Origin of the sequence: Pseudomonas sp. SWRI51, assembly GCF_014268825.1 — a bacterium.
GTDB classification, from domain to species: domain Bacteria; phylum Pseudomonadota; class Gammaproteobacteria; order Pseudomonadales; family Pseudomonadaceae; genus Aquipseudomonas; species Aquipseudomonas farsensis.
In genome coordinates this window covers 41122-67501 of sequence record NZ_JABWRG010000017.1, presented here as the reverse complement: position 1 = coordinate 67501, position 26380 = coordinate 41122, and the positions used below count along the sequence as shown (strand labels likewise).

Genomic DNA, 26380 nt, shown 5'->3' with positions numbered 1-26380 from the left:
GCACATAGCTCAGTTGGTTAGAGCACCACCTTGACATGGTGGGGGTCGTTGGTTCGAGTCCAATTGTGCCTACCAAACATCAGAAGGGGCGATCCGAAAGGGTCGCCCTTTTTGCATTTGCAAGGTCGCAAAGGTTTTGATTTTTTTGAAAAAAACGCTTTACAGGTGTGGGCTTGATCTCTAATATGCGCCCCACACGACAGGCACATAGCTCAGTTGGTTAGAGCACCACCTTGACATGGTGGGGGTCGTTGGTTCGAGTCCAATTGTGCCTACCAAATATCAGAAGGGGCGATCCGAAAGGGTCGCCCTTTTTGCATTCTGCTCTCCAGGCCGTGGAGAGCCACAATTGGCAACACATGCCTTGCACTATCGCCGCGCCCTCGCCGAATCCCATCCCTCGCCATGTTAGACTTCGCCCCTTCGAATCTGGAGGTACACGCGTGCGCAATCTGGCTGTGGTAATGGCAGTGCTGGCTCTGGCGGGCTGCAACAACGAGGTTGAAGGGGTGCATAACCAGGTCGCCCAGCACCTGAGCAATCCCAAGACTGCCAAGTTCGCTAACGTGCGCTTCGACACCGCTGGCTCCATCTGTGGTCAGGTGCGCGGCAAGGACAGTGCCGGCCAATACGAGGCCTACCGCAGCTATGTCGCTATCAAGCGTGATGGCCAGTACGAAATCCTCATCGACGATGCCGGCAACAACATGCGCATCCGTGAAATCTGCGGCGGGGCTGATCTGCAACGCCGCGCCGACGAGCTCGCCGGCCAGCCTGCGCCAGAGGGCTGGGACGTTGAGGTGATCCAGGGGCCGAACATGGGTGCCTTGACCGACATGACGGCGCGCTTGATCGAAAAAGGCATCCCTTCCTGGGTCGAGTATCGCGAGGGCAAGCCTGTGGTGCTCGTCGGCCCGTATCCAACCCGTGCCGAAGCCGAGGCACGCAAGGCTGAGGTAATGGCCAAGCTGGGCACTGACTCGGTTGTCATCCAGCATGGGGTCAAGCGCTGAATTAGAGCGGAACAGACAGCCCCATCCGGCGGTCACAGCTATGCTTGCGAGGGAGGATGGAGATTAAAGGGAGGCCTCATGGCAACGTTGGAACGCGCCATTTCGGTGGCGACCCGAGCCCATGAAGGGCAGGTCGATAAAGGTGGGGCTGACTATATTCTCCACCCGTTGCGGGTGATGGCGCGTGTACACACCCCTGAGCAGCGCATCGTTGCCGTATTGCACGATGTGCTGGAAGACACCTCTTTAACCCTCTCAGACCTGGCCCGCGAAGGCTTCCCGCTGAAAATCCTGGCCGCGTTGCTGGCGCTGAGCCGCCGCCATGACGAAAGCTATGAGGCTTTCGTGGTCCGCCTAGGTGTTGATCCGCTTGCGCGCGAGGTCAAGCTGGCCGACCTTGCCGACAACAGTGACATCACCCGCATCGCTCGCCCGGGCCCGGCCGACCTGGCCAGGCTGGTGCGTTACCAGCAGGCAAGTGCCTACCTGCAGACCTTGGCCTGAGCGCGTTCAATCTTCCTGAGGGACCGTCCAGAAAATCTGGATGCCGCCATCGTCGCGGTGGGCGAGGGTGACATTGTCGTTTTCGTCGATTTCTTCGAGCAACGTTGCCCAGTCGTCGGGCGACTCTTGTTCGAGCTTGAAGATCAATGCGGCGCGGCTGCGCTGGGCGGTGGGGCTATTGATGATCTTCTGGATGCGCTGAGCCATCTGCTCATAGTTGCCGGTTGTTGCGGCGGAAGTGCTGGCCACGGGGTTGTCCTTTTTTTGCTGTATGTGCGTACAGTATTTGACTGCGCCCCGTTTCGCAATATCAGGAACCAAGCTTTTCGTGTGCTGAGGCCAGCCTCCCCGCAAAAGGAGGCTGGGCGGGCTATCAGTATTCCCAGAAAATGCGCTGCAGCTCCTTGCTGTCCTGGGTCTTGGTCATTGCAACCATTGCCAGGATTCGTGCTTTTTGCGGGTTCAGGTCGTGGGCGACGACCCAGTCATTCTTGTCATCAGGTTGTTCTGCGTTGCGCAGTACGAAACCACCCTGGTTGACGTGGGACGAACGAATGATCTGTACGCCATTCTTGCGCAGTTCCTGCAGGGCAGGCACGACGCGTGACGAAACCGAACCGTTGCCGGTGCCGGCGTGGATCACAGCCTTGGCGCCGCCTTGGGCCAGAGCCTTGTAGGCGGTGTCGGTCACGTTGCCGTAGCCGTAGGCGATATCCACTTGCGGCAGGCTGGAGATTTGCTTGATGTCGAATTCCGAGTTGGCGGTGTGGCGCTTGGCCGGCAGGCGGAACCAGTAGGATTTGCCTTCAACGACCATACCCATTGGGCCCCAGGCGCTCTTGAAGGCTTCAGTCTTGATGTTGACCGCTTTGCTGACATCACGGCCGGACTGAATCTCGTCGTTCATCGTTACCAGTACGCCTTTGCCGCGCGACTGCTTGTCGCTGGCGACGGCGACGGCGTTGTACAGGTTGAGCATGCCGTCAGCAGACATTGCGGTGCCAGGGCGCATCGAGCCCACCACCACGATTGGCTTGTCGGTTTTCTCGACCAGGTTGAGGAAGTAGGCGGTCTCTTCCAGGGTGTCTGTGCCGTGAGTGATGACGATGCCGTCTACATCCTTGCTTTCGGCCAGTTCCGCGACGCGCTTGCCCAGCTTGAGCAGGTCGTCGTTGCTGATGCTTTCAGAGGCGATCTGCATCACCTGCTCGCCACGAACATTGGCGATATCGGCAAGCTCCGGCACACCGGCGATGAGTTTGTCGACACCCAGCTTGGCAGCCTGATAGGTGGCGCTGTTGGCGGCGCTGGCGCCTGCGCCGGCGATGGTCCCGCCGGTGGCGAGAATGACCACATTGGCCAGCTTCTGTTGTTGCGCAACTTCCTTCGCGCTGGCCATGGTTGGCAGTGCCAGCAGCAGGGCCAGAGTGGCCGGGGCGAAGGTTTTCAGGGCGGTATCGATCATTTCTTCTTCTCTCTTCCAAATGAGATGTTTGCTGTGTCGCACACCAGCTGAGGCAGGTTTCGTACCACCGGCGGCCGTTCGTCGTGTTTTGCCTTTAACTTGTTGATATTCATGAAGAGTATTTCCCTAGCGTATTTCTCAGATACTTCCTACAGTTCGGCTTTCCGAATACCTACAGTAGAGCGGTTCGGTTTTTCGGATACATTGCGCATAATCCGAAGCGCTCAGGTAAAAAGGATGAAACGCGCTGGCGAGGCAAATTTGACAAATGCCGGGCCTGTTTCCATAGTGGGTTACCGCAAACGTTTGCATCCGATAAAAAACACAACATTCGGAGTCAACTTCATGAAACTGCCGTTCCCCGGTCGCCCCCTGGTCGTTGCCGTACTTTCTTCGCTGATGATGGTGTTGCCAATCGCTGGCGCCCATGCCGAAGACAAACCCAAGGTTGCATTGGTCATGAAGTCGCTGGCCAATGAGTTCTTCCGCACCATGGAAGACGGCGCCAAGGCCTACCAGAAAGAACACCCTGACGATTTCGACCTGGTCGCCAACGGCATCAAGGACGAAACCGACACCGGCAATCAGATCCGCATCGTCGAGCAGATGATCGCCACCGGCGCCAAGGCGCTGGTCATTGCGCCTGCTGACTCCAAGGCATTGGTGCCCGTGATCAAGAAGGCCATGGACGCGGGTATTACCGTGGTCAACATCGACAACCGCCTCGACCCTGATGTGCTCAAGAGCAAGGGCATCAGCGTGCCCTTCGTAGGCCCAGACAACCGCAAGGGTGCGTCTTTGGTGGGTGAATACCTGGCCAAGGAGAAGCTCAAGGCGGGTGACCAGGTCGGCATCATCGAAGGCGTGTCCACCACCACCAACGCCCAGCAACGTACCGCCGGTTTCAAGGACGCGATGGAAGAGGCGAAGATGAAAATCGTCTCGGTGCAGTCTGGTAACTGGGAGATCGACAAGGGCAATGCGGTCGCCGCTTCGATGCTCAATGAGTACCCCGACCTGAAGGCGCTGCTGGCCGGCAATGACAGCATGGCACTGGGTGCGGTTTCTGCCGTGCGTGCTGCCGGCAAGACTGGCCAGGTGCAGGTGGTTGGCTATGACAACATCAATGCCATCAAGCCAATGCTCGCCGATGGCCGTGTACTCGCCACCCTCGATCAGGCTGCAAGCCAGCAGGCTGTGTTTGGCATCCAGGCGGCCCTGAAGATGATCAAGGGCGAGAAGCCCGATGTGAACGCCGATAACGTGATCCAGACGCCGGTCAAGCTGATCACCAAGTGACGCCAAGCCCGCCCCCTCTGGGGGCGGGCCAGATTATTCGCTGTAACTCGCACCCTTAGAGAGGTGGCCATGTCGGCCCATGAAACCGTGCTGAGTGTTACCGGCCTGGGCAAGACCTATGCCCAGCCGGTACTCGGTGATATCACGCTCGAATTGCGCGGTGGTGAAGTGCTGGCGCTGACCGGAGAGAACGGCGCCGGCAAGTCGACCCTGTCCAAGCTGATCAGTGGGCTGGAAACGCCCACTGTCGGGCACATGCTTTACCGTGGCCAGCCTTATGGGCCTGCCAGCCGCGCCGAGGCCGAAAGTTTGGGCGTGCGCATGGTGATGCAGGAACTCAACCTGATCCCGACCCTGACCGTTGCGCAAAACCTGTTTCTCGACAATTTGCCCAGCCGGCTGGGCTGGATCAACCACAAGCGCTTGCGCCAGTTGGCGACGGCCGCCATGGCCCAGGTTGGTCTTGATGCCATAGACCCTGACACCCCGGTGGGTGAGCTAGGTATTGGCCATCAACAGATGGTCGAAATCGCCCGTAACCTTATCGGCGACTGCCACGTGCTGATTTTCGACGAGCCCACCGCGATGCTGACCGCGCGCGAAGTCGAATTGCTGTTTACCCAGATCGACCGGTTACGCCAGCGCGGTGTTGCCATTGTCTATATTTCGCACCGCCTCGAAGAGCTACAGCGCGTTGCCCAGCGCATTGCCGTGCTGCGCGATGGCAAGCTGGTCTGCGCCGAGCCCATCGCACGTTACAGCAGCAACGAGTTGGTCAACCTGATGGTTGGTCGCGAGCTGGGCGAGCATATCGACCTTGGCCGCCGGCAGATCGGTGCGCCGCTGCTTAAAGTCGACAAGCTCAGCCGCGCCGACAAGGTGCGCGAGGTGTCGTTCGAGGTCAGGGCGGGGGAGATCTTCGGGGTTTCCGGGCTGATTGGCGCTGGGCGCACCGAGTTGCTGCGCTTGATCTACGGTGCCGATCAGGCTGACAGTGGCCAGATCGCCCTCGGCCAGCCGCCCGTGCCGGTCACCATCGATTCTCCAAGGGCCGCGGTCAAGGCCGGCATCGCGCTGATAACCGAAGACCGCAAGGGCGAAGGCCTGCTGTTGACCCAGTCGATAAGCGCCAATATCGCCTTGGGCAATCTCGGTGCTGTTTCGCGAGCCGGTGTGCTCGATAGCGCTGCCGAGCGCAGCCTGGCCGAGCGCCAGATCAACGCCATGCGCATCCGCAGTGCCAGCCCTGCACAGGCAGTATCGGAGCTTTCCGGTGGCAACCAGCAGAAAGTGGTGATTGGCCGGTGGCTGGAGCGCGACTGCCAGGTGCTGCTGTTTGACGAGCCCACCCGTGGCATCGATGTTGGTGCCAAGTTCGATATCTACGGCCTGCTGGCTGAACTGGCGCGCCAGGGCAAGGCCCTGGTGGTGGTGTCCAGCGACCTGCGCGAACTGATGCTGATCTGTGATCGTATCGCTGTGCTGTCCGCCGGGTGCTTGATCGACACCTTCGACCGTGGCAATTGGAGCCAGGACCAGCTGCTTGCTGCCGCCTTTGCCGGCTACCAGAAACGCGATGCTTTGCTGCACGACGCAGCTCCCAGGATGGATGCATGAAAACCACACCTCTCGACACCTCCGGCGCCAAGCCCGTTCGCCGCAGCGGCACTTATCTGGGCCTGGGCACCTACCTGGGCCTGGCGGGCGCCTTGCTGGCAATGATCGTGCTGTTCTCGCTGCTCAGCAGCCATTTTCTGTCTTACGCAACCTTTAGCACCCTGGCCAACCAGATACCTGACCTGATGGTGCTGGCGGTTGGCATGACGTTCATTCTGATTATCGGCGGCATTGATTTGTCGGTCGGCTCGGTGTTGGCGTTGGCCGCATCGGCAGTTAGCGTGGCAATTCTGGGCTGGGGGTGGAGCGTAGTGCCGGCCGCGTTGCTGGGGATGGCGGTAGCGGCGCTGGCCGGCAGCATCACTGGCAGTATTACCGTGGCCTGGCGCATTCCCTCGTTTATCGTTTCCCTTGGTGTGCTGGAAATGGCCAGGGGCCTTGCGTACCAGTTCACCGATTCACGCACCGCTTATATTGGCGACGCGTTCGCCTGGTTCTCCAACCCCATTGCCTTTGGCATTTCGCCTGCATTCATCATCGCCCTGCTGGTGATCGTGCTGGCGCAGTTGGTGCTGACCCGTACCGTGTTCGGTCGCTATCTGATCGGCATTGGCACCAACGAAGAGGCAGTGCGCCTGGCTGGCATCGACCCGCGCCCATACAAGATCCTGGTCTTCACCATGATGGGGCTGCTGGCGGGCCTGGCGGCGTTGTTCCAGATTTCCCGCCTGGAAGCTGCCGACCCCAACGCAGGTTCCGGCCTTGAGCTGCAGGTCATCGCTGCGGTGGTGATCGGCGGCACCAGCCTGATGGGTGGGCGAGGCTCTGTCATCAGCACCTTCTTTGGCGTGCTGATCATCTCGGTGCTCGCCGCAGGGCTGGCCCAGATCGGCGCTTCGGAGCCAACTAAACGTATTATCACCGGGGCCGTGATTGTCATCGCCGTGGTGCTCGACACTTACCGCAGCCGGCGTGCGAACCGGCGGAACTGAACCCATGGCAACCATCAAAGATGTTGCGGCAATGGCGGGTATTTCCTATACCACCGTTTCCCATGTACTGAACAAGACCCGACCGGTCAGCGAGCATGTACGGCTGAAGGTCGAGGCGGCCATCGCCGAGCTGGACTACGTGCCGAGTGCCGTGGCTCGCTCGCTGAAGGCGCGCAGCACGGCCACCATTGGCCTGCTGGTGCCCAACAGCGTCAACCCGTACTTCGCCGAGCTGGCCCGGGGCATCGAAGATGCCTGCGAGCGTAACGGTTATTGCGTGATCCTGTGTAACTCCGACGACGATCCACAAAAGCAGCGCAGCTACCTGCGTGTGCTGCTCGAAAAGCGCATTGATGGCTTGGTAGTGGCTTCGGTGGGTGAAGACCGCGATCTGCTCGAAAGCCTGAGCTGCGTGCGCACCCCGATGGTCATCGTTGATCGCGCCCTGGAGGGCGTGGAGGCTGACTTGGTGCGCATCGATCACGAGCACGGCGCCTACCTTGCCACCCGCCATCTGCTCGAGCTTGGTCATCGCGATATCGCCACAATCGCAGGGCCGGTGGATACCGGCGTCGGCCAGCTACGGTTGGCCGGTTTTCAACGGGCGATGGCCGAAGCAGGCATTCAGGTCGCTGATGGTCGTGTCGTCCATAGCGACTTCACCAGCCCCGGCGGGCATGCCGCAGCGGCGCGCCTGCTCGATGGCAAACGCCCCACGGCGATTTTTGCCAGTAACGACATGATCGGTTTCGGCGTGCTGCGTGCGGCGGCCGAACGCAATATCAATGTGCCCGGCGAACTGTCGGTGATCGGCTTCGACGATATCGAACTTAGCCGCTACGTCTATCCGGCGCTGACCACGGTCGGCCAGTCGATTCGCGAGCTGGGCGAGAGTGCGGCGGCATTGCTGCTATCGCGTATCGCCACTGCGCGTCAGGGCAATGCCGAGCATCGAATTGTCGCGCCTCGTATCGTGCTGCGCGAATCCACCGGGCCGCGCCCGGACCTGTTCAACGATTACCGTTAAGGAAATACCCATGGATGCCAAGGTTGTAGTGGTCGGCAGCCTCAATATGGACCTGGTGGCGCGCGCTCAGCGCTTGCGCGGCGGGGAAACCTTGCCCGGTGAGCGCTTCTTTACTGTACCGGGTGGCAAGGGCGCCAATCAGGCGGTGGCCGTGGCCAGGCTCGGTGCCAGTGTGGCGATGATCGGCAACGTAGGGGATGACGCCTACGGCCCACAGTTGCGCCAAGCTCTGGAGGTGGAGGGGGTCGACTGCCAGGGGGTAGGGGAATGTGCCGGTGTATCCAGCGGCGTGGCACTGATTGTGGTGGATGCTGCAAGCCAGAACGCGATCGTTGTGGTTCCGGGTAGTAATGGCTTGCTAAGCCCGGAAGCGGTGCAGCGCTACGATGCGTTGCTGCAAGGCGCTGATGTGCTCATTTGCCAGCTTGAGGTGCCTGCAGACACCGTAGCCTGGGCGCTGGCACGGGGACGTGAGCTGGACAAGACGGTAATCCTCAACCCGGCGCCGGCTACCGGGCCGTTGCCACAGTCCTGGTATGCCCACATCGACTACCTGATTCCCAATGAAAGCGAGGCGCAGGCGTTGACGGGCTTGCCGGTGAGCGACCTGGCCAGCGCTCAGCTTGCCGCCGAACGTTTGCGCGAACTGGGCGCAGGGCAGGTGATCGTCACCCTTGGCGCCCAGGGCGCGCTGTATGTGAGTGAGCAGGGCGCCCAGCATTTTCCGGTGGCTGCGGTCACGGCGCTGGATACAACCGCGGCAGGCGACACCTTCGTTGGCGGCTTTGCTGCCAGCCTGGCGCGCGGCATGGCGCTGCCTGAGGCGATTGTTTTCGGCCAGCAGGCCGCAGCTATTTCCGTCACACGTGCAGGCGCTCAGCCGTCCATACCTTACTTGGCGGAGCTCGCCCCGTGAAAAAGACCGCACTGTTGAATATTGCCCTTTCGCGCACCATCGCAGGCCTGGGTCATGGCGACATTCTGGTGATCGGCGATGCCGGCCTGCCAGTGCCGCCGGGCGTCGAGCTTATTGACCTGGCGCTGACACCGGGGATTCCGGATTTTGCGAGTGTGGTGCGCGTGGTGCTGACTGAAATGCAGGTGGAGCGGCACGTCCTCGCCGAAGAAATGTTCGAAGTTGCACCGCCTGGGCTGGCGCAGGTCGAGCAGTTGCATGCCCAGGGCCAGATCGGCCAGCGTGAGAACATCAGCCACGCAGCGTTCAAGGCCTTGTGCCATGAGGCACGGGCGGTGGTCCGCACTGGCGAATGCCAGCCGTACAGCAACATAGCGCTGGTCGCTGGCGTCACGTTCTGAGGCATGGGCCTCTACCCGTGCGGCGGGGGTAGTGGGCCTAATGGCTCAGGCCTCATACCGCCTATGACAACAAGGAGTGATCACCCATGTCGTTCAAAGCCGCAAAGCGACTGCTGCAAGGAGTCATCATGGTGTCTGCATTCGCCTCTAGTAGCCTGATGGCCGCTCCCCGCGACCTGATCATCGACACCGACCCTGGGGCCGACGATGTCGTCGCTCTGCTGTTGGCCATGGCTTCCCCTGAGCAACTCAAGATCCGCGCCATCACCACGGTTGCTGGCAATGTGCGCCTGGAGAAAACCTCGCGCAATGCCCGGCTGGCCAGGGAGTGGGGTGGGCGCGAGGATATCCCGGTGTATGCCGGGGCAGGGCGCCCGCTGGTCCGTGCGCCCATTTATGCAGCCGAGGTCCACGGTGAGGAGGGCTTGACTGGGGTTCAGGTGCATGAGCCCAAAGCGCCGCTTGCCAAGGGTAATGCCGTTCAGTACCTGGTCGAAACGCTCGGCTCAGCGCCGCCGCACAGCATCACCATCGCCATGCTCGGCCCGCAGACCAATCTGGCCCTGGCGCTGGCTCAGCAGCCTGACATCGCCAAGGGCATCAAAGAAGTGGTGGTGATGGGCGGCGCGCACTTCAATGGCGGCAACATCACCCCGGCGGCAGAATTCAACCTGTTTGCCGACCCTCATGCTGCAGAAGTGGTACTCGCCAGTGGCGTCAAGCTGACCTACCTGCCGCTCGATGTAACCCACAAGGTGCTCACCAGCGAAGCGCGCCTCAAGCAGTTGTCTGCGGTCGGTAACAAGGCCAGTAAAATGGTCGTGGATATCCTCAATGCCTACGTCCTGCACGACATGCAGCAGTACGGTATGCCTGGCGGCCCGGTGCACGATGCCAGTGTCATTGCCTATCTGCTTGAGCCGTCCCTGTTCAAGGGGCGCGACATCCACTTGGTGGTCGACAGCCGCGAAGGCCCGACTTTTGGCCAGACCGTAGCTGACTGGTACGGCGTACTCAAGCAGCCAGCAAACGTCACCTGGATCGAAGAGGGCGATGCCCAGGGATTTTTCGATCTGCTCAGCGCCCGCTTGGCTCGACTGCAATAGCGCCATGGGGCGCGTAGCGTTCGAACACCTGGTCGATAAAGCCGCGTGCCGCTTCGCTGCCGCGGTCACGTACCAGCAGGTCGATGGCAATCAGCAGGAGTTCCTCGGGTGTGCTGGGGCTGTAGGCGCTTTGGCCCTCGGCCCATTTGACCTTGATGTCGGCATCGATGCTGTGGCTGCTCATAAATGGCTCTCGTGGCGCCTGGGTAGAGGGTCGAATACCGAATCCTGGTGTTCGAAAGGAGCCGTTGCGCGCTCCGCTCCTTGGAGTAAATCATGCCTTGCGCAGTGGGGCCCTGCGACTTAAGCATAAGCACGGCCCCGGCCCAAACCTGTGGTTTGGTGCAAAATCCGGTCACGATTGCGTTTAGCGTCTAGCGTGGGGTTCAGGCAGAATCTTCCGGTTTTGCAACAAAACTGTAGGCGGGGTTGTCGCATGGACAATGCCCAGACCGTTTTTTAGGAGGATTCATGTTCCGTACTCGCGCATCCCTGGCGACCTTGCTGGTGGCTACCGTTCTTGCAGGCTGCAGCTCTAACGGCGCCTCGAGCGGCAATTCCGCCCCGACTGCTGCGGCCAACAATGACGGCCGCTGCGAAGCCAGTGGTGCCGACTTCACCCTCGGCAAGCAGGCCACCCCTGAGCTGCTTGAGCAGGCTCGCAAGGCCAGCGGTTCGCAGATGGGGCGTATTCTCAAGCCGACCGACGTCATCACCCTTGAGTACCGCTCCGAGCGCCTGAACCTGAACGTCGATGAAAAAGGCGTGGTTAGCCGCGTCAACTGCGGCTGATGGCCTAACCTGCAGCGCTGCTTGGGCTGAAGGCTCGCGGCGCTTTTGCAGCGCCCAATAAAAAACCCGCCACAAGTGGCGGGTTTTTTACAACTATCCGAATTACTCCGGACGAACCTGTGCAGCCTGCATGCCCTTCTGGCCGCGCTCGGCGACGAAGGAAACAGTCTGGCCTTCTTTCAGGCTCTTGAAGCCGTCGGATTCGATGGCCTTGAAATGTACGAACAGGTCGTCGCCGCCGCCTTGTGGGGTGATGAAGCCGAAGCCTTTTTCATCATTGAACCATTTGACGGTACCGGTTTGGCGATTGGACATGGGGTGACTCTCCAGAAACATGATTTTTTTTCGAGGTGCTTGTAACCAATGTTACGAAGCACGGGGGACATCATAGTGCATTTCTACGCATCTAGCGCTAATTACATTCACTGGATGTTGATCCAGCGCAAATAATGCTTCGTTTGGCCGAACCGCCCTCATTATTTGGGCTTGCAAGCGCTCTGTACGACTGTCTGGGCGCGCTGCATCAGCGTGGCGTCGACGCCATCCTTGCTGTCGAGGTCTTCGATCTCCTTGTCGCTGAAATTCTTTTTGATGGCTTGAGCGCCGCAATCGCAGTGCTTTTTCGCCGCCGCCGCGTCAACGCCTTGGCCGGTCGCCACTTGTGTGCATTGAGCCATATAGGCTGCCTCCTTGCCCGCTGGGAAATTACCTGCCTGGGCGGCCATCGGCAGCAGCAGGGCGCTCGCGGCACAGGCGGCCAGAAGGGACTGAAGTCGCATAACCGAACACTCCTTGGGTTAAGGTCTCATCAAGAGTAGGTTGCTTCACCACGTCTGATCGGTTTTTTTCCGCACAAGTTCAGCCCGCTTGGGTAATTGCCAAATATTTCTGCCGGCCGCTCTAGCCCCGTGCTAGGATGGCCGGCTTGTGGTTGCACCTGCAGCCGCAACTGTTTTTACCTTCCAGTCACTCTGGTTCGTCGCTGACAGGCCGAAAGGTCTCTGCCAATGTGAGGCAGGCTTTCCGTATGGAAAGGCAGGTCGGATCTTGTACTGGCTCATCCCAACCCACGTGACCTTTGGTAGGGGTCACCACTAGGAGAGGAGGCGCCATGCCCACTATTACTCTTCCCGATGGCAGTCAACGCGCGTTCGACAAGCCTGTATCCGTAGCCGAAGTCGCCGCCTCGATCGGTGCAGGCCTTGCCAAGGCCACCCTCGCCGGCAAAGTCGACGGCAAGCTGGTAGACGCCTGCGACCTGATCGCACACGACGCCACCCTGCAGATCATCACCCCCAAAGATGCAGAGGGACTGGAGATCATCCGCCACTCGTGTGCCCACCTGGTGGGTCACGCAGTGAAGCAGCTGTACCCGACCGCCAAGATGGTGATCGGCCCGGTGATCGACGAAGGCTTCTATTACGACATCGCCTACGAGCGCCCCTTCACCCCCGACGATCTGGTCGCCATCGAGAAGCGCATGCAGCAGCTGATCGACACCGATTACGACGTGGTCAAGAAGGTGACCCCGCGCGCTGAAGTCATCGACGTGTTCACCCAGCGTGGCGAAGATTACAAGCTGCGCCTGGTCGAGGACATGCCGAATGAGCAGGCCATGGGCCTGTACTATCACGAAGAATATGTCGACATGTGCCGTGGCCCGCACGTGCCGAACACGCGCTTCCTCAAGGCGTTCAAGCTGACCAAGCTGTCCGGCGCCTACTGGCGCGGCGATGCCAAAAACGAGCAGCTGCAACGCGTATACGGCACCGCCTGGGCTGACAAGAAGCAACTGGCGGCGTATATCCAGCGCATCGAAGAAGCCGAAAAACGCGATCACCGCAAGATTGGCAAGCAGCTCGACCTGTTCCACCTCCAGGAAGAAGCACCCGGCATGGTGTTCTGGCACGCCAACGGCTGGACCGTGTACCAGGTGCTCGAGCAGTACATGCGTCAGGTTCAGCGTGAAAACGGCTACCAGGAAATCAAGACCCCGCAGGTTGTCGACCGTATTCTCTGGGAGCGTTCCGGCCACTGGTCCAACTACGCCGAGAATATGTTCACCACTTCGTCGGAAAGCCGCGACTACGCGGTAAAACCGATGAACTGCCCGTGCCACGTGCAGGTGTTCAACCAGGGCCTGAAGTCCTACCGCGATCTGCCGCTGCGTCTGGCCGAGTTCGGTGCCTGCCACCGTAACGAGCCGTCCGGCGCGCTGCACGGCATCATGCGTGTGCGTGGTTTCGTGCAGGACGATGCACACATCTTCTGTACGGAAGACCAGGTCAAGAAAGAAGCCGCCGACTTCATCAAGCTGACCCTCGACGTTTACAAGAACTTCGGTTTCACCGACGTCGCCATGAAGCTTTCGACCCGTCCGGCCAAGCGCGTCGGTTCCGAAGAGCTGTGGGATCGCGCCGAAGGTGCGTTGGCCGATGCCTTGAACGAATCTGGCCTGGAATGGGAATACCAGCCAGGCGAGGGCGCCTTCTATGGCCCGAAGATCGAGTTCACCCTGCGTGACTGCCTGGGCCGTAACTGGCAGTGCGGCACCCTGCAGTACGATCCGAACCTGCCTGAGCGCCTGGACGCCAGCTACATTGCCGAAGACAACGCGCGCAAGCGCCCGGTGATGCTGCACCGCGCCATCCTCGGTTCGTTCGAGCGCTTCATCGGCATGCTCATCGAACACTACGCGGGTGTGTTCCCGGCTTGGCTCGCGCCAACCCAGGCGGTGATCATGAATATCACCGACAAACAGGCCGATTTCGCCCTCGAGGTTGAAAAATCTCTGAACGGTAGCGGTTTCCGTGCCAAGTCGGACTTGAGAAATGAGAAGATCGGCTTTAAAATCCGCGAGCATACTTTGCTCAAGGTCCCGTACCTTTTGGTTATAGGGGATCGTGAAGTCGAGACGCAAACCGTCGCTGTGCGTACTCGCGAAGGCGCAGACCTGGGCTCCATGCCCGTCGCCCAATTCGCAGAGCTACTGACGCAAGCGGTTTCCCGGCGTGGTCGCCAAGAATCGGAGTAAATGACTATTAAGCGTGAAATGAGAAACGATAAACGTGCTGCACCGAAAGCCCCGATCAACGAGAATATCTCGGCTCAAGAGGTTCGGTTAATCGGTGCTGATGGTGAACAGCTGGGCATCGTCTCGATCCACGAAGCGCTTCGTATCGCTGAAGAAGCGAAGCTGGATCTGGTAGAAATTTCTGCTGATGCCGTACCCCCTGTCTGTAAAGTCTTGGACTACGGCAAAAGCCTGTTCGAGAAGAAAAAGCAGCAGGCCGCAGCGAAGAAAAACCAGAAGATCATCCAGATCAAAGAAATCAAGTTTCGTCCAGGGACGGAGGATGGGGATTATCAGGTAAAACTACGCAACCTGATACGTTTCCTAAGTGATGGGGACAAGGCCAAGATCTCTTTGAGATTCCGTGGTCGTGAGATGGCCCACCAGGAGCTGGGCATGGAGCTGTTGAAGCGGGTTGAAGCTGACCTCGTCGAATACGGCACCGTTGAGCAGCATCCTAAGATGGAAGGACGCCAGCTTATGATGGTCATCGCCCCCAAGAAAAAGAAGTAATCTCCCGGGCACGGCAGGCCTGATGATTATGTGTAATTTTAACGAATGCGGAGTTCCAACATGCCAAAAATGAAAACCAAAAGCGGTGCTGCGAAGCGTTTCCTGAAAACGGCTACCGGCTTCAAGCACAAGCACGCTTTCAAGAGCCACATCCTGACCAAAATGTCGACCAAGCGTAAGCGTCAACTGCGCGGTAGCAGCATGCTGCATCCGTCTGACGTGGCGAAAGTCGCGCGCATGCTGCGCGTTCGTTAATTCTGGTTAAGATAGAGGAAGTTACTCATGGCTCGTGTTAAGCGCGGCGTTATCGCTCGTAAGCGTCACAAAAAAATTCTGAAACTGGCTAAAGGTTACTACGGTGCTCGTTCGCGCGTATTCCGTGTAGCCAAGCAGGCTGTTATCAAGGCAGGCCAATACGCCTACCGCGACCGTCGCCAGAAAAAACGTCAGTTCCGCGCACTGTGGATCGCTCGTATCAACGCCGGTGCACGCAACAACGGTCTGTCCTACAGCCGTCTGATTGCTGGCCTGAAAAAGGCTTCGATCGAAATCGACCGTAAGGTTCTGGCTGATCTGGCAGTGAACGAAAAAGCGGCGTTTGCTGCGATTGTCGAGAAAGCTAAAGCCGTTCTGGCTTAAGTACCCGCGACAATCACCCGGTGGTGCCAGCACCGCCGGGCATTGAACGTCATCGATAGGGGAAGAGCCTTCAAAGCTCTTCCCCTATTTTCGTATCTGGAGTCTGTACATGGAAAACCTGGATGCGCTGGTCTCCCAAGCCCTTGAAGCTGTGGAACGCGCTGAAGACATCAATACCCTGGAACAGATCCGGGTTCAGTATCTCGGCAAGAAGGGCGAACTGACCCAGGTGATGAAGACCCTGGGCAATCTGCCAGCCGAAGAGCGCCCCAAGGTTGGCGCGCTGATCAACGACGCCAAGGAACGCGTCACCGAGGTGCTCAACTCACGCAAGGCCGCCTTCGAAGAGGCCGAGCTCAACGCTCGTCTGGCCGCAGAATGCATCGACGTCACCCTGCCAGGCCGTGGCCAGACCACCGGCGGGCTGCACCCGATCACCCGTACCCTCGAACGCATCGAACAGTTCTTCACTCACATTGGCTACGGCATCGCCGAAGGCCCGGAAGTGGAAGACGACTACCACAACTTCGAAGCGCTCAACATCCCAGGCCACCACCCGGCCCGGGCAATGCACGATACCTTCTATTTCAATGCCAACATGCTGCTGCGCACCCATACCTCGCCGGTACAGGTCCGCACCATGGAATCGAGCCAGCCGCCGATTCGCATTGTCTGCCCGGGGCGCGTCTATCGCTGCGACTCGGATATCACCCACTCGCCGATGTTCCACCAGGTCGAAGGCCTGCTGATCGACCGCGGCATCAACTTCGCCGACCTCAAGGGCACCATCGAGGAATTCCTGCGGGTGTTCTTCGAGAAAGAACTGGCCGTGCGCTTCCGCCCGTCGTTCTTCCCCTTCACCGAACCGTCCGCTGAAGTCGATATCCAGTGCGTGATGTGCTCGGGCAAAGGCTGCCGCGTCTGCAAACAGACCGGCTGGCTCGAAGTCATGGGCTGCGGCATGGTCCACCCAAGCGTGCTGCGCATGTCCGGCATCGACCCTGAGGAATTCCAGGGCTTTGCATTCGGCATGGGTGCCGAGCGCTTGGCCATGCTGCGCTATGGCGTCAACGATTTGCGTCTGTTCTTCGACAACGACCTGCGGTTCCTCGCCCAATTCCGCTAGGCCAATCGACGCAACTTTCAGGAGAACAGCATGAAATTCAGTGAACAATGGCTGCGCGGTTGGGTAAACCCGCAAGTCTCCCGCGATGAACTGGTCGCCCGCCTGTCCATGGCCGGCCTCGAAGTCGACAGCGTAACCCCAGCTGCCGGCCAGTTCAGCGGCATCGTGGTAGGCGAAATTCTCGCTACCGAGCAACACCCGGACGCCGACAAGCTGCGCGTTTGCCAGGTCAGCAATGGCCAGGAAACCTTCCAGGTCGTGTGCGGTGCCCCGAATGCGCGCCCAGGCATTAAAATTCCGTTCGCCATGATCGGCGCGGAGCTGCCAGGCGACTTCAAGATCAAAAAAGCCAAGCTGCGCGGCGTCGAGTCGTTCGGCATGCTCTGCTCGGCCGCCGAGCTGCAGATCAGCGAAGAGAACGATGGCCTGCTTGAACTGGCTGCCGACGCCCCGGTTGGCCAGGATATTCGGCAATACCTGAACCTTGACGACGCCAGCATCGAGATCGGCCTCACCCCGAACCGTGGTGACTGCCTGTCCCTGGCCGGCCTTGCCCGCGATGTCAGCGCACTGTACGACGTGCCGGTCACGCGCCCGGTGGTGCCCGCGGTACCTGCCGTCCATGACGAAGTACGCCCGGTGGAAGTTTCGGCCCCAGCCGCGTGCCCGCGTTACCTTGGCCGCGTTATCCGTAACGTTGACCTGAGCAAGCCGACCCCGTTGTGGATGGTAGAGCGCCTGCGCCGCAGCGACGTGCGCAGCATCGACGCTGCCGTTGACGTCACCAACTACGTGATGCTCGAACTCGGCCAGCCCATGCATGCGTTCGATCTTGCCGAAATCAATGGCGGCATTCGCGTACGCATGGCCGAGGAGGGTGAAAAGCTCGTGCTGCTTGATGGCCAGGAAGTCGCCCTGCGTGCAGATACCCTGGTCATTGCCGACCATAGCCGCGCCTTGGCGATTGCTGGCGTGATGGGTGGCGAGCACAGTGGCGTCAACACCGAGAAGACCCGCGACCTGTTCCTTGAAAGCGCCTTCTTCGAGCCCATTTCTGTAGCTGGCAAGGCCCGTTCCTACGGCCTGCACACCGATGCCTCGCACCGCTACGAGCGCGGCGTCGACTCGCAGCTGGCCCGCGAAGCCATCGAGCGCGCCACAGCACTGTTGCTGGACATCGTCGGCGGTGAAGCCGGCCCGGTCGTCGAGGCCGTCAGCGAGCAACACCTGCCAAACATTGCGCCGATCACGCTGCGTGCCGATCGCATCGACCAGATGCTCGGCATGCAGATGGACCCTGCTCAAGTCGAGCAATTGCTCAACGCCCTGGAACTGAAAACCAGCGCCAATGGGGCAGGGCAGTGGACCGTCAGCGTGCCAAGCCATCGTTTCGATATCAGCCTTGAAGTCGACCTGATCGAAGAGCTGGCCCGCCTGTACGGTTACAACAACCTGCCGGTTCGCTACCCGCAGGCGCGTCTGGCGCCGCAGGGCAAGCCTGAAACCCGTGGTGAGCTGCCGACCCTGCGTCGCCTGCTGGTCGCTCGCGGCTACCAGGAAGCCATTACCTACAGCTTCATCGACCCTAAGCTGTTCGAACTGTTCACCCCGGGCGTCGAGCCGCTGCTGCTGGCTAACCCTATCTCCAGCGACATGGCCGCCATGCGCGCCTCGCTGTGGCCGGGCCTGGTCAAGGCGTTGCAGCACAACCTCAACCGCCAGCAAGACCGCGTTCGCCTGTTCGAAAGTGGCCTGCGTTTCGTCGGCCAGTTGGGCAACCTGCAGCAACAGCCGATGATCGCTGGCGTGGTAACTGGCAGCCGCCTGCCAGAAGGTTGGGCCAACGGCCGTGACGCCATCGACTTCTTCGATGTGAAAGCTGACGTTGAAGCGCTGCTCGGTTACTCAGGTGCCCTGGACGCGTTCACCTTCACCAGTGGCAAGCACCCAGCCCTGCACCCTGGCCAGACCGCCCGTATCGAGCGCGATGGCAAGGAAGTCGGCTACCTCGGTGCCATTCACCCAGAGCTTGCCAAGACCTTGGGCCTGGAGCGCCCGGTGTATGTGTTCGAGCTGGTGTTGGGCGACGTGGTGGAAGGGCGCCTGCCCAAGTTCAGCGAATTGTCCAAGTTCCCCGAAACCCGTCGTGACCTGGCGCTGATCGCTGGCCGGGATGTGGCTTCGAATGCGGTGCTTGAAGTAATTCGTGACAATGCTGGCGAATGGCTCACAGACCTCAGGCTGTTTGACGTCTACCAGGGTAAAGGCATTGATCCTGATAGAAAAAGCCTGGCCGTCGGCTTGACCTGGCAGCATCCATCGCGCACTCTTAACGACGATGAGGTGAACACTACCCTGCAAAATATCCTCACCTCGCTCGAACAAAGGTTGAACACCACGTTAAGGAAATAACGGCATGGGTGCTCTGACGAAAGCTGAGATGGCCGAAAGGCTGTACGAGGAGCTGGGGCTCAACAAGCGAGAGGCCAAGGAGCTGGTCGAGCTGTTTTTCGAAGAAATTCGGCACGCGCTTGAAGATAACGAGCAGGTCAAGTTGTCAGGCTTTGGCAATTTTGACCTTCGCGACAAACGCCAGCGGCCGGGCCGCAACCCCAAAACCGGGGAAGAGATCCCGATCACCGCACGGCGCGTCGTCACCTTTCGTCCAGGGCAGAAGTTGAAAGCCCGGGTAGAGGCCTATGCTGGAACCAAGCCATAACGACGAGCTGCCCCCCATCCCGGGCAAACGCTACTTCACCATCGGTGAAGTCAGCGAGCTCTGTGCGGTCAAGCCGCACGTGCTACGTTACTGGGAGCAGGAGTTTCCGCAGCTCAACCCGGTAAAGCGCCGTGGCAACCGGCGGTATTATCAGCGCCAGGATGTGCTGATGATTCGCCAGATCCGCGCTTTGCTCTACGACCAGGGCTTCACCATTGGCGGTGCGCGTTTGCGCATGTCCAGCGATGAGGTGAAGGACGAGTCCAGTCAGTACAAGCAGATGCTGCGGCAGATGATTACTGAGCTGGAGGATGTGTTGGTGGTTTTGAAGAAGTAGCTATTACCCGATGAGCGGAAGTTTTTTGAAAAAAAGCTTCCAATATTCAAAAGGTTAGGTTAAATTCTCAAGCGTTCTCAGCGGTATCGAGAACAGTGTCGGGGCGTAGCGCAGCCCGGTAGCGCACTTGCATGGGGTGCAAGGGGTCGAGTGTTCGAATCACTCCGTCCCGACCAATAATCCCAATGACTTAGGCCATTTCCGAAAGGAGTGGCCTTTTTCATGTGCGTGACTTTTGCGTGACTTCTTAGGTTTTTACGCCTGCCTCCTCTTCAAAATGGTCAGCACCGGCCCACGCGAGTCCGTCGCTGAAACTTTATTTGCCGCCTCTATCAACTGTCCCAGTTCCGCGCCAGAATAGTGGCTGGTCACGCTTCCGTTCTTGTGGCCAAGTAGCGACTTCCGATCTTCCTCTGTAACACCCGCTGCTTTGAGGCGCCTTCCGAAAGTGTGCTTGAGATCGTGAATCCTGATTGAAGCGAACCCAGGGTGTGCCGGCCGCAAGTTTTGCTCCTGCCAGAGCTTTGCCGCGCGCACCCTCGCTTTCTTCCAGGCCGAGTCGTTCATCCTGTGCATCCCGGTGCCGTTGTACGGGAATACCCACTCCCGACTGATCCCGCGCTGCCCGTCGATGACCGATTTGGCCACGCTGTTCAGCACCACCAACCGCTCGTCTCGGTTCTTGACGCCTGAGTTCTCGTGCCGACCACCAAAGTCGGCAGGGATCAGAAACACACTGGTGCCCAGCTCGGGGACCGAAATCTCCCATTCCCACCTCAGCTTGCAGACCTCTTGCTCACGACAGCCCGTGTTCACCTTGAACAAGGCCATCTTGTGCAAATGGTCCGGCAGCTCCCCGAAGAGAATCGATTGCTCATCCCATGACAATGGGTAGGGCTTTCGGCTTGACCTCTTTTCCTCCAGCTTGGACAGCAGCGGGATACTGTCGAGCCAGGGCCTGCGCTCTTCATCCCGCCACTTTCGGCAAGCCAGCGACAGCACGCGAATTACCCGCTCTATGGCGATATTCACCGTTCTGTTGCTGACCGCCTTCCGCACCTTTCCATTCGGCAGGTATTCGTCTGTTTGTCGGTCCCGAATGAATGGGACCAGCGCTTGGTCATCGATGTACGTCAGTGGTAACGCGCCCAGATAGGGATCAAGCTGCTGCAGGCACAGCGCGGTCAGCTTAATCGAGGGCTGATCCTTGTGCTCAAGCAGGTACCTGGTAGCAGCCTCGCGGAATGTTCGCACCTGCCGAACGCCGTACACCTTTCGCTGGCGGATCTGCTCCAGTCGGTGAATCAGGTACTTTTCTGCTTCCGCCCGGTCACCAACTCCAGTGCTTTCGTAAAGTCTCTCTCCGTTGATTTTCTTGTCGATGTGCCAAATGCCGTTTCTCTGCGAGAGGCCCGTGATTGTCTTTCGCGCCATCCTTTGTCTCCTGATTGGCGCTCGCTGCCGGGCGATTGTCGGCCCTGGGCGCCATCTTTAGCAATTGCCATGGCCTGGATGTAGTCATTCACCCAGGCATCAAGTTCTTCACGGTCAAAGCCGATGCCGCGCTCTCCGATCGGAAATTCGCTGACATGAGGCCTGACGGTCTTGTTGAATTCGGCTCGGCACATGCCGAGGTAATGCGGGGCTTCGCCGGCGCGGATGATGCGCGGCAGAATTCGTGCGGCCGGTGCCGCGCTGGCGGTTGCCATTTAGCTCTCCACGCCGCCAGCGGCGGCAGATTGATGGTCAGTCGACCTGGTAGTAGACGTAGCAGTCGACGCCCTGGGCCTGGAGTGATACGTGCATCGCTTGCACGCCGGCGCTGTGTTGATTGCCGATGCCTGGCCAAGGCGTATCGAGATGGATGCCCTGTTGGTGGTAGCCGCTCCTCTTTTGCAAATAGCCGGGCAGGGTGGGCAACTGCCTGGCGCGCAGGCCAGGCACAGGAATGACGACGCGGTCGAGGTTGGCGCTGCCTCCGTCATTGGTACAGGCAGCCGCAGCTGCTTTCCCGGCCTCGATGGCGACGCGCACTTTCTCGGGCAGGCCGGCCAGTTCTTCTTTTGTCATGGCAATAGTTCTCCATGCCCGCGCGTGTCGGCGGGCTTGAGTTGTAAGGGGGAGGGGTTAGCGCTTTTCGGGGTCGGTAGTTACAGCTTCGACGATTACTGGGCCAAGGATGCGGGTAGTGGCGACATGGTCCTTGAACACTTTGTTCAGTCGGCCGATAGCCGCTTCGCGTGCTTGGCGGTAGACCTGATCAAGCGTGCAGTCCGGGCCCCAGGAGCCGAGACTCGTAAGCTCGATAGTGAGAGTGACCTTTGCGCCTGTTTGGGTTCTTGCGTGCGGCTTGCTCATCGCGGCCCCCTGTAAATCAGGTAGGCCATGTAGGCGAGGGCGATCATTGAATCAGCTCCTTCGGCACTTGGACGATATCGCCGATATGTAGCAGGACGATTGAGCGACAGATCGCCACCAGGAGCGTTTCACCACCGGCCAGTCGCATCAGCCGCGGGGAATCCTTGTAGGCGAACGCCCGCCATTCACCATTCTCGCCAATGTGCTTGTTCAGGCCGAAGACCTTGCAATGCTTATCCGCCAACGGTCCACCCAGCGCCCAGTTCTCGTGCGGGTTGTAGAGCGCGTCCTGCACAAGCGCCTGGCCGCGCTTCTTCCAAAACACCCGCCAAGGCACGCCGTACTGCGGACCCACAAGAAAGGTCTCAAGGCCCTCGGCCTGCGCGACAGCCCAGTCGAGCGCAGGGCCGGTCAGGTCTGCCGTCTTCACTTCGATCAGGTCTGTCATGGCGCCTCCGTCTTTGCAGGCGTCAGTTGGGCCGACAACTCTGCCGCTAGACCAACAGGCCACCAGTAGCGCGGCCTCTGATGCTCGGGGTAGCTCGACTCTCGAAGGACTAGACCCTTGCGCTCAAGTGTTTTGAAAATACTGAGCACCGCTCCTGCGCTCAGATCGACACGAGCGCCGATCTGGTAGCTCAGCCCGCCCATGCCGAATGCGCAAGCTTCGTCGCCGCTCGCTAGTTTTTTACAATCCAGTTCGTAGAGGTAGGGGGTTTTGTCTCGGTAGCGGATCGCGTTGGCTCGGGATACTTCGCGCAACGCACAAAGGACACGCTGTTGATTTGCTGTCAGCTTCACAGGGAATACCTCTCTTCGATCCATTGCGCCTGTGCGCCGGCCGGGGTTGGCCCATTGTCCTGCTGCTCGTGCGGGGAGAGCTGGCGCTCGTTGCCGGCCTGCAGCTGGCTGTCGGGGATGCAGCTGATGCCGCCCTTATAGTAAAAGCCGCTGTAGACCCAGCAGGTGACGGCGCGCTTGTCGTCGTGGATGACCTCGACATTGGGGGTGACCTGTTCTGCGCTGGCGCCGGTGGCCAGCAGCAGGAGGCAGATGGCGAGGCGGGTCATTCCTGAGCCTCCAGCCGCTCGCAGGCAACCGTGTCGATGAATGCCGGTGGTAGCTCAACGGCCTCGTTGCCTGGCGACCAGGACAATGGTGGGCTCTTGCGGATCATCTCGTTCAGCAGCTCGAACGCAGCCAGCAGTTGATCGTCATTTACCTCGCCGTCCTCGGGCAGGTCATCGATGAAATGGTCGTCCGGGTCGATCTCGCGCGGGTAGTTTGGTGTGCAGAAGACCAGCTTCAAGTCGGCCAGCTCGATCTCGTGTTCGACAATCCAGTCGCGCAGGCTTTCTTCGTCGAAGAAGTACTGGTCGCCGTCGTAGTGGGTGATCGGCTCGCCGTCCCACAAGCGCCGCGGCATTGCGTCGAACTTTGTCGCCCGGTTTTCTGCGCGGCAATCCTCACACCAACCGTTGGTGGCATGAATGGGGTGCGCGGGGTTGTTCGCGCATTGACGGTGGGTCGACCCGCAGTAGCGGGCCATGTGCTCATCCTTGCCCCAGAATCGGCCAGAAGGGTCGACCCAGCCGGTGACGGTCTGGATGCTGGCGGCTTCGGGGGATTCGTACATCACGACTTTTTCTTCGCGCACGGTGTTTCCTTGGCCGCCATATCGCGGCAGTGAATAGAGGGGAGAGGGAGTTAAAGCTGGGTGGGGTACAAATGTGCTCTTTCGGTCAAGCTGCTTTGGCATTGCTCTCTGAGGTGCGCCAAGGATCGTTAGCGCGTGCGAGCGCTGCCATCGGTGGCGGGCTGACGCTGTTTCCGCACATATGCACCTGTTCGGTCTTCGTGAACGGCTTGCCGTCGGCGCCCTTGTCGATGATATAGCTGGCCGGGAAGCCCTGCGCTCTGTACAGCTCGTGCGGCTGCAGCATGCGCAGGCAGATGTCGACGATCACGTACGGAGTACCCCTCACGATTACGGTGACCAGGCCCAGGCGGTCCTTGGTGGTCACTGTTGGCGCCGGTGCGTTGCAGCCGCTGGTGTTCTCGGTGCCGTAGTAGCTGATCAGGAACGCCGCTACGCGCAGAGCGCCTTCTTCGTGTTCTGGGGACAGCTTGTATTCGACCAGTGCGTGGTGTTCCGCGCCGGCGGTCATAGTCGGCACTGGGTCGTCGATCTCCCGGCCGATGCAATTGCGCCGGAGGGTGGCCAGATTCGCTGTTACAAGGCGCTGCTGGCTGCCGGTATTGGTGACTGTGGTCAGCGGATCGTCTGCGCCCTTGGCTGGGGTGGCATTGAAGCCACCGTTGGCCTGCTCGATAAAGGCGGTCACCAGGGCGCGATGGCTCTGCGTCATCAGCGTGCCAATGGGTCGATCAGCTGGCGCTGGCTTCCCGGCATAGACTGGCCCGCCGGTTCCGATCATCACAGGGCTTGCCAGCATCAGCTCGCCACGGTTAGCTGCGGTGACCGTCGGCAGTGGCAGGGTAGGATCGTTCACCCGGTCGGCGCCCTGATGGGTTGCAGGTAGGATGACGGGGCTGGCCATGGCAAATGACCCGCCGCGCGGCCAAGACGTCACGGTGCGCAGCGGCTCCTGTGCCGACTGAGCGAGCTCACCCGACCAGTTTGCGATCGGCACGATGAAAGGCTGCGGGTTTTCCAGCACGAACTTTTTCATTCCCTTGGCCACTCGGCGCAGTGTGGCGGCTGCGAGGTCTTTCTTGCGCCCGAAGATGCTCTTGCTCGGCACGCTCCAGTCAATGCAGTCAGCGGCTGTGCGCCATTTCTGCTGGCCTTTGGCAGGGTTCTTGGCGTGGGTCGGTTCCGGCCACACGATCGGTTGGCCGTCGCAGCGAGCGATCATGAACAGGCGCTCTCGACTGGTTGGGGCGCCGAAGTCGCAGGCCTTGATTACTCGCCATTCCACCTGATAGCCCATGCCCTGCAGTAGATGGACAAATCGGCGCCAGGTAGTGCCGCGGCGTTTGGGGTCTGGCACTAGGAACTGCTGGCCAACTGGCACTCGCTCACCAGGTGCAGCCACCGTGCCGTCCAGCTTCATCACTCGGCCGGTGGCCTTGTCGCGCTTCGCGATCAGCGGACCCCACTGCAAAATCTGCTTCACGTTTTCCAGGCTGATCACCCGAGGCATCTTCTTGCCGGCCCACTTCAAGCCGATCCACGACAGGTTGCGGATCTCGCGTTTGCGCGGCTGGCCGCCGGCGGCTTGGCTATGGTGCGTGCAGTCGGGGCTCATATGGAACCAGCCCACTGGCCGGCCCTGGCATTCCTCGTCGGGGTCGCCCTCGAAAACGTCGGTGGTGAAGTGGCGCGCCGCCGGGTGGTTGGCGGTATGCATGCTGATGGCCGCCGGGCTGTGGTTCTTGGCCACGGCCACTGGCCGACCAAGGCCCATTTCCAGCCCGGTACCGGCGCCGCCGCCACCGCAGAAGAAGTCGACCACGATCTCATCGTCTTGAGGATCGAAGCCGAGGCCGTACTGGGTTTTGAAGTCGAGAGGGTTCTTTTTCTGAAACGCAGACATGGGCGGTCCTAGCCGGGGTGGCGTGATTGATGTGGGTGAGCTATCAATTGGTGTCCGGAACGACCTTGCGGAGGTCGCCATGACACTTAAAAGCGATACCCAGGCCCTTGCTTCGATTGAAGAAGAGGCACAGGCGATGTTGAAGAAGATCGGGCTACCAGATGATCAACTGCAAAAAGAGATGGTCATCTGCCTGCGCCAGATCATTGCGATTGCGCGGTACAGGGCAGGCCTTTGCGCTGAGCCGGGTGGCGTGATTCGTTAAAGTGGGGAGGCGTGGAAAAAGCCCCAGAGGAATGGCGATCGGGGGAGGCGGATTTTTAAAGATGCAGACTATGAAGAGGGCAACGGTTTGCTCTCGCTTTCTGGAGCATCTTATGGAACGACTTCACTCTGTCGCCGACCTTCTTGTGAAGCTGTCGGTCGTCATCAAAAACGTTACGCCGCTGCTGGCGCTAATGCTTAAGTCTGGGCTTGCTGTGTAGCGCTGACTGGCCGGGCCGGAGGGTCAGGCTGCACGCACTTTGAAGGTCAGCATGGCCGTAGCGTCATCGTTGAAGCACTCCGCCAGCTCTTGATAGGCCCGATACTTGGCCTGGCTGCGGGTGGCTGCCCAAATCCGAAGCACGTAGTGGCGCGCATCGCTCATGAAGTATCGAACGTCATCCCAGTCGTACATGCCGTTGGTGAGCACCTCCCACTCCTTAAGCGGAAGCGTCTCGGCCATCTCGCCGTACTGCATTTCCCAGGTGGGGTGGTAGTTGCGGATGCGCTTCTTCGGGTCGCTGTCGAGTATGACGCCGATGTAATGCCCGCGGTCGGCCATGATGATGCCAGGCTCACCGTTGGCGATGACGCGGCGCCCGATCTCGGCTGGAACGCCGTAGTGACGGCGAACGTAGTCGCAGTTGTAGTTGCTCATG

General features: G+C 59.9%; 34 protein-coding genes and 2 tRNA genes. 21 read left to right on the top strand and 15 right to left on the bottom strand.

The annotated features are described in order from the left end of the window. Positions 1 to 201 precede the first annotated feature (201 nt). From HU720_RS08550 to HU720_RS08540, 3 genes are all read left to right on the top strand, one after another. A tRNA-Val gene (locus tag HU720_RS08550) sits at positions 202 to 278 on the top strand. A gap of 165 nt (positions 279 to 443) precedes the next feature. Continuing rightward, the gene (locus tag HU720_RS08545; protein ID WP_186519100.1) at positions 444 to 1013 is read left to right on the top strand and encodes an SPOR domain-containing protein; all 570 of its coding nucleotides are present in this window, start codon (positions 444 to 446) and stop codon (positions 1011 to 1013) included. Between the two features lie 78 nt (positions 1014 to 1091). Then, complete coding sequence (locus HU720_RS08540) at positions 1092 to 1517, top strand: GTP pyrophosphokinase (protein ID WP_186519098.1); 426 nt, start codon at positions 1092 to 1094, stop codon at positions 1515 to 1517. A gap of 6 nt (positions 1518 to 1523) precedes the next feature. Here HU720_RS08540 and HU720_RS08535 read toward each other — a convergent pair whose 3' ends face one another. Both HU720_RS08535 and HU720_RS08530 read right to left on the bottom strand, forming a co-directional pair. Continuing rightward, entirely contained in the window at positions 1524 to 1766 is a 243-nt protein-coding gene (locus HU720_RS08535) for a DUF1654 domain-containing protein (RefSeq protein WP_186519096.1), read from the bottom strand. Between the two features lie 124 nt (positions 1767 to 1890). Continuing rightward, positions 1891 to 2982, bottom strand: coding sequence for an asparaginase (locus HU720_RS08530; RefSeq protein ID WP_186519094.1), 1092 nt, complete (start codon positions 2980 to 2982; stop codon positions 1891 to 1893). Positions 2983 to 3327: 345 nt separating this feature from the next. Here HU720_RS08530 and HU720_RS08525 point away from each other — a divergent pair, with 345 nt between their 5' ends. From HU720_RS08525 to HU720_RS08495, 7 genes are all read left to right on the top strand, one after another. Beyond that, on the top strand, positions 3328 to 4281 hold the full coding sequence (locus HU720_RS08525) for a sugar ABC transporter substrate-binding protein (RefSeq protein WP_186519092.1): 954 nt from the start codon (positions 3328 to 3330) through the stop codon (positions 4279 to 4281). Between the two features lie 63 nt (positions 4282 to 4344). Then, positions 4345 to 5898, top strand: coding sequence for an ATP-binding cassette domain-containing protein (locus HU720_RS08520; RefSeq protein ID WP_186519090.1), 1554 nt, complete (start codon positions 4345 to 4347; stop codon positions 5896 to 5898). Continuing rightward, positions 5895 to 6890 carry an ABC transporter permease gene (locus HU720_RS08515; RefSeq protein ID WP_186519088.1) on the top strand — a complete coding sequence of 332 codons (996 nt, stop codon included), beginning with the start codon at positions 5895 to 5897 and terminating at the stop codon, positions 6888 to 6890. The genes HU720_RS08520 and HU720_RS08515 overlap by 4 nt, the downstream gene beginning before the upstream one ends. 4 nt (positions 6891 to 6894) lie before the next feature. Next, on the top strand, positions 6895 to 7917 hold the full coding sequence (locus HU720_RS08510; protein WP_186519086.1) for a LacI family DNA-binding transcriptional regulator: 1023 nt from the start codon (positions 6895 to 6897) through the stop codon (positions 7915 to 7917). Between the two features lie 10 nt (positions 7918 to 7927). Beyond that, positions 7928 to 8833 carry a ribokinase gene (rbsK, locus tag HU720_RS08505; protein ID WP_186519084.1) on the top strand — a complete coding sequence of 302 codons (906 nt, stop codon included), beginning with the start codon at positions 7928 to 7930 and terminating at the stop codon, positions 8831 to 8833. After that, entirely contained in the window at positions 8830 to 9234 is a 405-nt protein-coding gene (rbsD, locus tag HU720_RS08500; RefSeq protein WP_186519082.1) for a D-ribose pyranase, read from the top strand. Before rbsK ends, rbsD begins: the two co-directional genes overlap by 4 nt. An 86-nt stretch (positions 9235 to 9320) precedes the next feature. Continuing rightward, positions 9321 to 10340 (top strand): nucleoside hydrolase, encoded by a 1020-nt coding sequence (locus HU720_RS08495; protein ID WP_186519080.1) that lies wholly within the window; start codon positions 9321 to 9323, stop codon positions 10338 to 10340. On the opposite strand, the gene HU720_RS08490 is transcribed toward HU720_RS08495, so the two are convergent. Further along, the gene (locus HU720_RS08490) at positions 10312 to 10524 is read right to left on the bottom strand and encodes a hypothetical protein (protein WP_186519078.1); all 213 of its coding nucleotides are present in this window, start codon (positions 10522 to 10524) and stop codon (positions 10312 to 10314) included. The genes HU720_RS08495 and HU720_RS08490 overlap by 29 nt on opposite strands. 287 nt (positions 10525 to 10811) lie before the next feature. Between HU720_RS08490 and HU720_RS08485 the strand changes: the two genes are divergently transcribed. Continuing rightward, positions 10812 to 11132 carry an I78 family peptidase inhibitor gene (locus tag HU720_RS08485; protein WP_186519076.1) on the top strand — a complete coding sequence of 107 codons (321 nt, stop codon included), beginning with the start codon at positions 10812 to 10814 and terminating at the stop codon, positions 11130 to 11132. Between the two features lie 102 nt (positions 11133 to 11234). Here the strand turns inward: HU720_RS08485 and HU720_RS08480 are convergent, their stop codons facing one another. Together HU720_RS08480 and HU720_RS08475 are read right to left on the bottom strand one after the other, a co-directional pair. Then, the gene (locus HU720_RS08480; RefSeq protein ID WP_012273095.1) at positions 11235 to 11447 is read right to left on the bottom strand and encodes a cold-shock protein; all 213 of its coding nucleotides are present in this window, start codon (positions 11445 to 11447) and stop codon (positions 11235 to 11237) included. A gap of 161 nt (positions 11448 to 11608) precedes the next feature. Next, positions 11609 to 11911, bottom strand: coding sequence for a hypothetical protein (locus HU720_RS08475; RefSeq protein WP_186519074.1), 303 nt, complete (start codon positions 11909 to 11911; stop codon positions 11609 to 11611). 332 nt (positions 11912 to 12243) lie between these two features. Here HU720_RS08475 and thrS point away from each other — a divergent pair, with 332 nt between their 5' ends. The 9 genes from thrS to HU720_RS08430 all read left to right on the top strand — a co-directional run bounded on the left by thrS (position 12244) and on the right by HU720_RS08430 (position 19715). Further along, entirely contained in the window at positions 12244 to 14166 is a 1923-nt protein-coding gene (gene thrS, locus HU720_RS08470) for a threonine--tRNA ligase (protein ID WP_186519072.1), read from the top strand. Further along, the gene (gene infC / locus HU720_RS08465; protein ID WP_186519070.1) at positions 14167 to 14718 is read left to right on the top strand and encodes a translation initiation factor IF-3; all 552 of its coding nucleotides are present in this window, start codon (positions 14167 to 14169) and stop codon (positions 14716 to 14718) included. It begins immediately after the preceding gene. Positions 14719 to 14778: 60 nt separating this feature from the next. Continuing rightward, entirely contained in the window at positions 14779 to 14973 is a 195-nt protein-coding gene (gene rpmI, locus HU720_RS08460; protein WP_028696462.1) for a 50S ribosomal protein L35, read from the top strand. A gap of 27 nt (positions 14974 to 15000) precedes the next feature. Then, positions 15001 to 15357 carry a 50S ribosomal protein L20 gene (rplT, locus tag HU720_RS08455; protein ID WP_009394046.1) on the top strand — a complete coding sequence of 119 codons (357 nt, stop codon included), beginning with the start codon at positions 15001 to 15003 and terminating at the stop codon, positions 15355 to 15357. 109 nt (positions 15358 to 15466) lie between these two features. Then, positions 15467 to 16483 (top strand): phenylalanine--tRNA ligase subunit alpha, encoded by a 1017-nt coding sequence (gene pheS / locus HU720_RS08450; protein WP_186519068.1) that lies wholly within the window; start codon positions 15467 to 15469, stop codon positions 16481 to 16483. Between the two features lie 30 nt (positions 16484 to 16513). Further along, positions 16514 to 18895: a phenylalanine--tRNA ligase subunit beta gene (gene pheT, locus HU720_RS08445; RefSeq protein WP_186519066.1), complete on the top strand. Its 2382-nt coding sequence runs from the start codon at positions 16514 to 16516 to the stop codon at positions 18893 to 18895. 4 nt (positions 18896 to 18899) lie between these two features. Then, positions 18900 to 19202, top strand: a complete 303-nt coding sequence (ihfA, locus tag HU720_RS08440; RefSeq protein WP_009394049.1) for an integration host factor subunit alpha — start codon at positions 18900 to 18902, stop codon at positions 19200 to 19202. Beyond that, positions 19183 to 19539 carry a MerR family transcriptional regulator gene (locus HU720_RS08435; RefSeq protein ID WP_186519064.1) on the top strand — a complete coding sequence of 119 codons (357 nt, stop codon included), beginning with the start codon at positions 19183 to 19185 and terminating at the stop codon, positions 19537 to 19539. Before ihfA ends, HU720_RS08435 begins: the two co-directional genes overlap by 20 nt. Before the next feature lie 99 nt (positions 19540 to 19638). After that, positions 19639 to 19715, top strand: a tRNA-Pro gene (locus tag HU720_RS08430). 79 nt (positions 19716 to 19794) lie between these two features. Here HU720_RS08430 and HU720_RS08425 read toward each other — a convergent pair. From HU720_RS08425 to HU720_RS08390, 9 genes are all read right to left on the bottom strand, one after another. Next, positions 19795 to 20958: a tyrosine-type recombinase/integrase gene (locus tag HU720_RS08425; protein ID WP_346656567.1), complete on the bottom strand. Its 1164-nt coding sequence runs from the start codon at positions 20956 to 20958 to the stop codon at positions 19795 to 19797. Continuing rightward, positions 20844 to 21248, bottom strand: coding sequence for a hypothetical protein (locus HU720_RS24605; protein WP_346656566.1), 405 nt, complete (start codon positions 21246 to 21248; stop codon positions 20844 to 20846). The genes HU720_RS08425 and HU720_RS24605 overlap by 115 nt, the downstream gene beginning before the upstream one ends. Before the next feature lie 37 nt (positions 21249 to 21285). After that, positions 21286 to 21609 (bottom strand): hypothetical protein, encoded by a 324-nt coding sequence (locus HU720_RS08420; protein WP_186519060.1) that lies wholly within the window; start codon positions 21607 to 21609, stop codon positions 21286 to 21288. 57 nt (positions 21610 to 21666) lie between these two features. Next, entirely contained in the window at positions 21667 to 21897 is a 231-nt protein-coding gene (locus HU720_RS08415; RefSeq protein WP_186519058.1) for a hypothetical protein, read from the bottom strand. Between the two features lie 43 nt (positions 21898 to 21940). After that, positions 21941 to 22345: a phage protein NinX family protein gene (locus HU720_RS08410; RefSeq protein WP_186519056.1), complete on the bottom strand. Its 405-nt coding sequence runs from the start codon at positions 22343 to 22345 to the stop codon at positions 21941 to 21943. Further along, on the bottom strand, positions 22342 to 22698 hold the full coding sequence (locus HU720_RS08405) for a hypothetical protein (RefSeq protein ID WP_186519054.1): 357 nt from the start codon (positions 22696 to 22698) through the stop codon (positions 22342 to 22344). Before HU720_RS08405 ends, HU720_RS08410 begins: the two co-directional genes overlap by 4 nt. Continuing rightward, a complete protein-coding gene (locus tag HU720_RS08400) occupies positions 22695 to 22967 on the bottom strand; it encodes a hypothetical protein (RefSeq protein WP_186519052.1) in 273 nt (90 codons plus the stop codon). The genes HU720_RS08405 and HU720_RS08400 overlap by 4 nt, the downstream gene beginning before the upstream one ends. Continuing rightward, a complete protein-coding gene (locus HU720_RS08395) occupies positions 22964 to 23554 on the bottom strand; it encodes a hypothetical protein (protein WP_186519050.1) in 591 nt (196 codons plus the stop codon). Before HU720_RS08395 ends, HU720_RS08400 begins: the two co-directional genes overlap by 4 nt. Positions 23555 to 23639: 85 nt before the next feature. Further along, positions 23640 to 25457: a DNA cytosine methyltransferase gene (locus tag HU720_RS08390; RefSeq protein ID WP_186519108.1), complete on the bottom strand. Its 1818-nt coding sequence runs from the start codon at positions 25455 to 25457 to the stop codon at positions 23640 to 23642. A 79-nt stretch (positions 25458 to 25536) separates the two neighbouring features. On the opposite strand from HU720_RS08390, the gene HU720_RS08385 reads away from it, so the two are divergent. Next, the gene (locus HU720_RS08385) at positions 25537 to 25722 is read left to right on the top strand and encodes a hypothetical protein (RefSeq protein ID WP_186519048.1); all 186 of its coding nucleotides are present in this window, start codon (positions 25537 to 25539) and stop codon (positions 25720 to 25722) included. Positions 25723 to 25965: 243 nt separating this feature from the next. Here the strand turns inward: HU720_RS08385 and HU720_RS08380 are convergent, their stop codons facing one another. Beyond that, positions 25966 to 26379 (bottom strand): hypothetical protein, encoded by a 414-nt coding sequence (locus HU720_RS08380; RefSeq protein ID WP_186519046.1) that lies wholly within the window; start codon positions 26377 to 26379, stop codon positions 25966 to 25968. Position 26380: the final 1 nt, after the last annotated feature.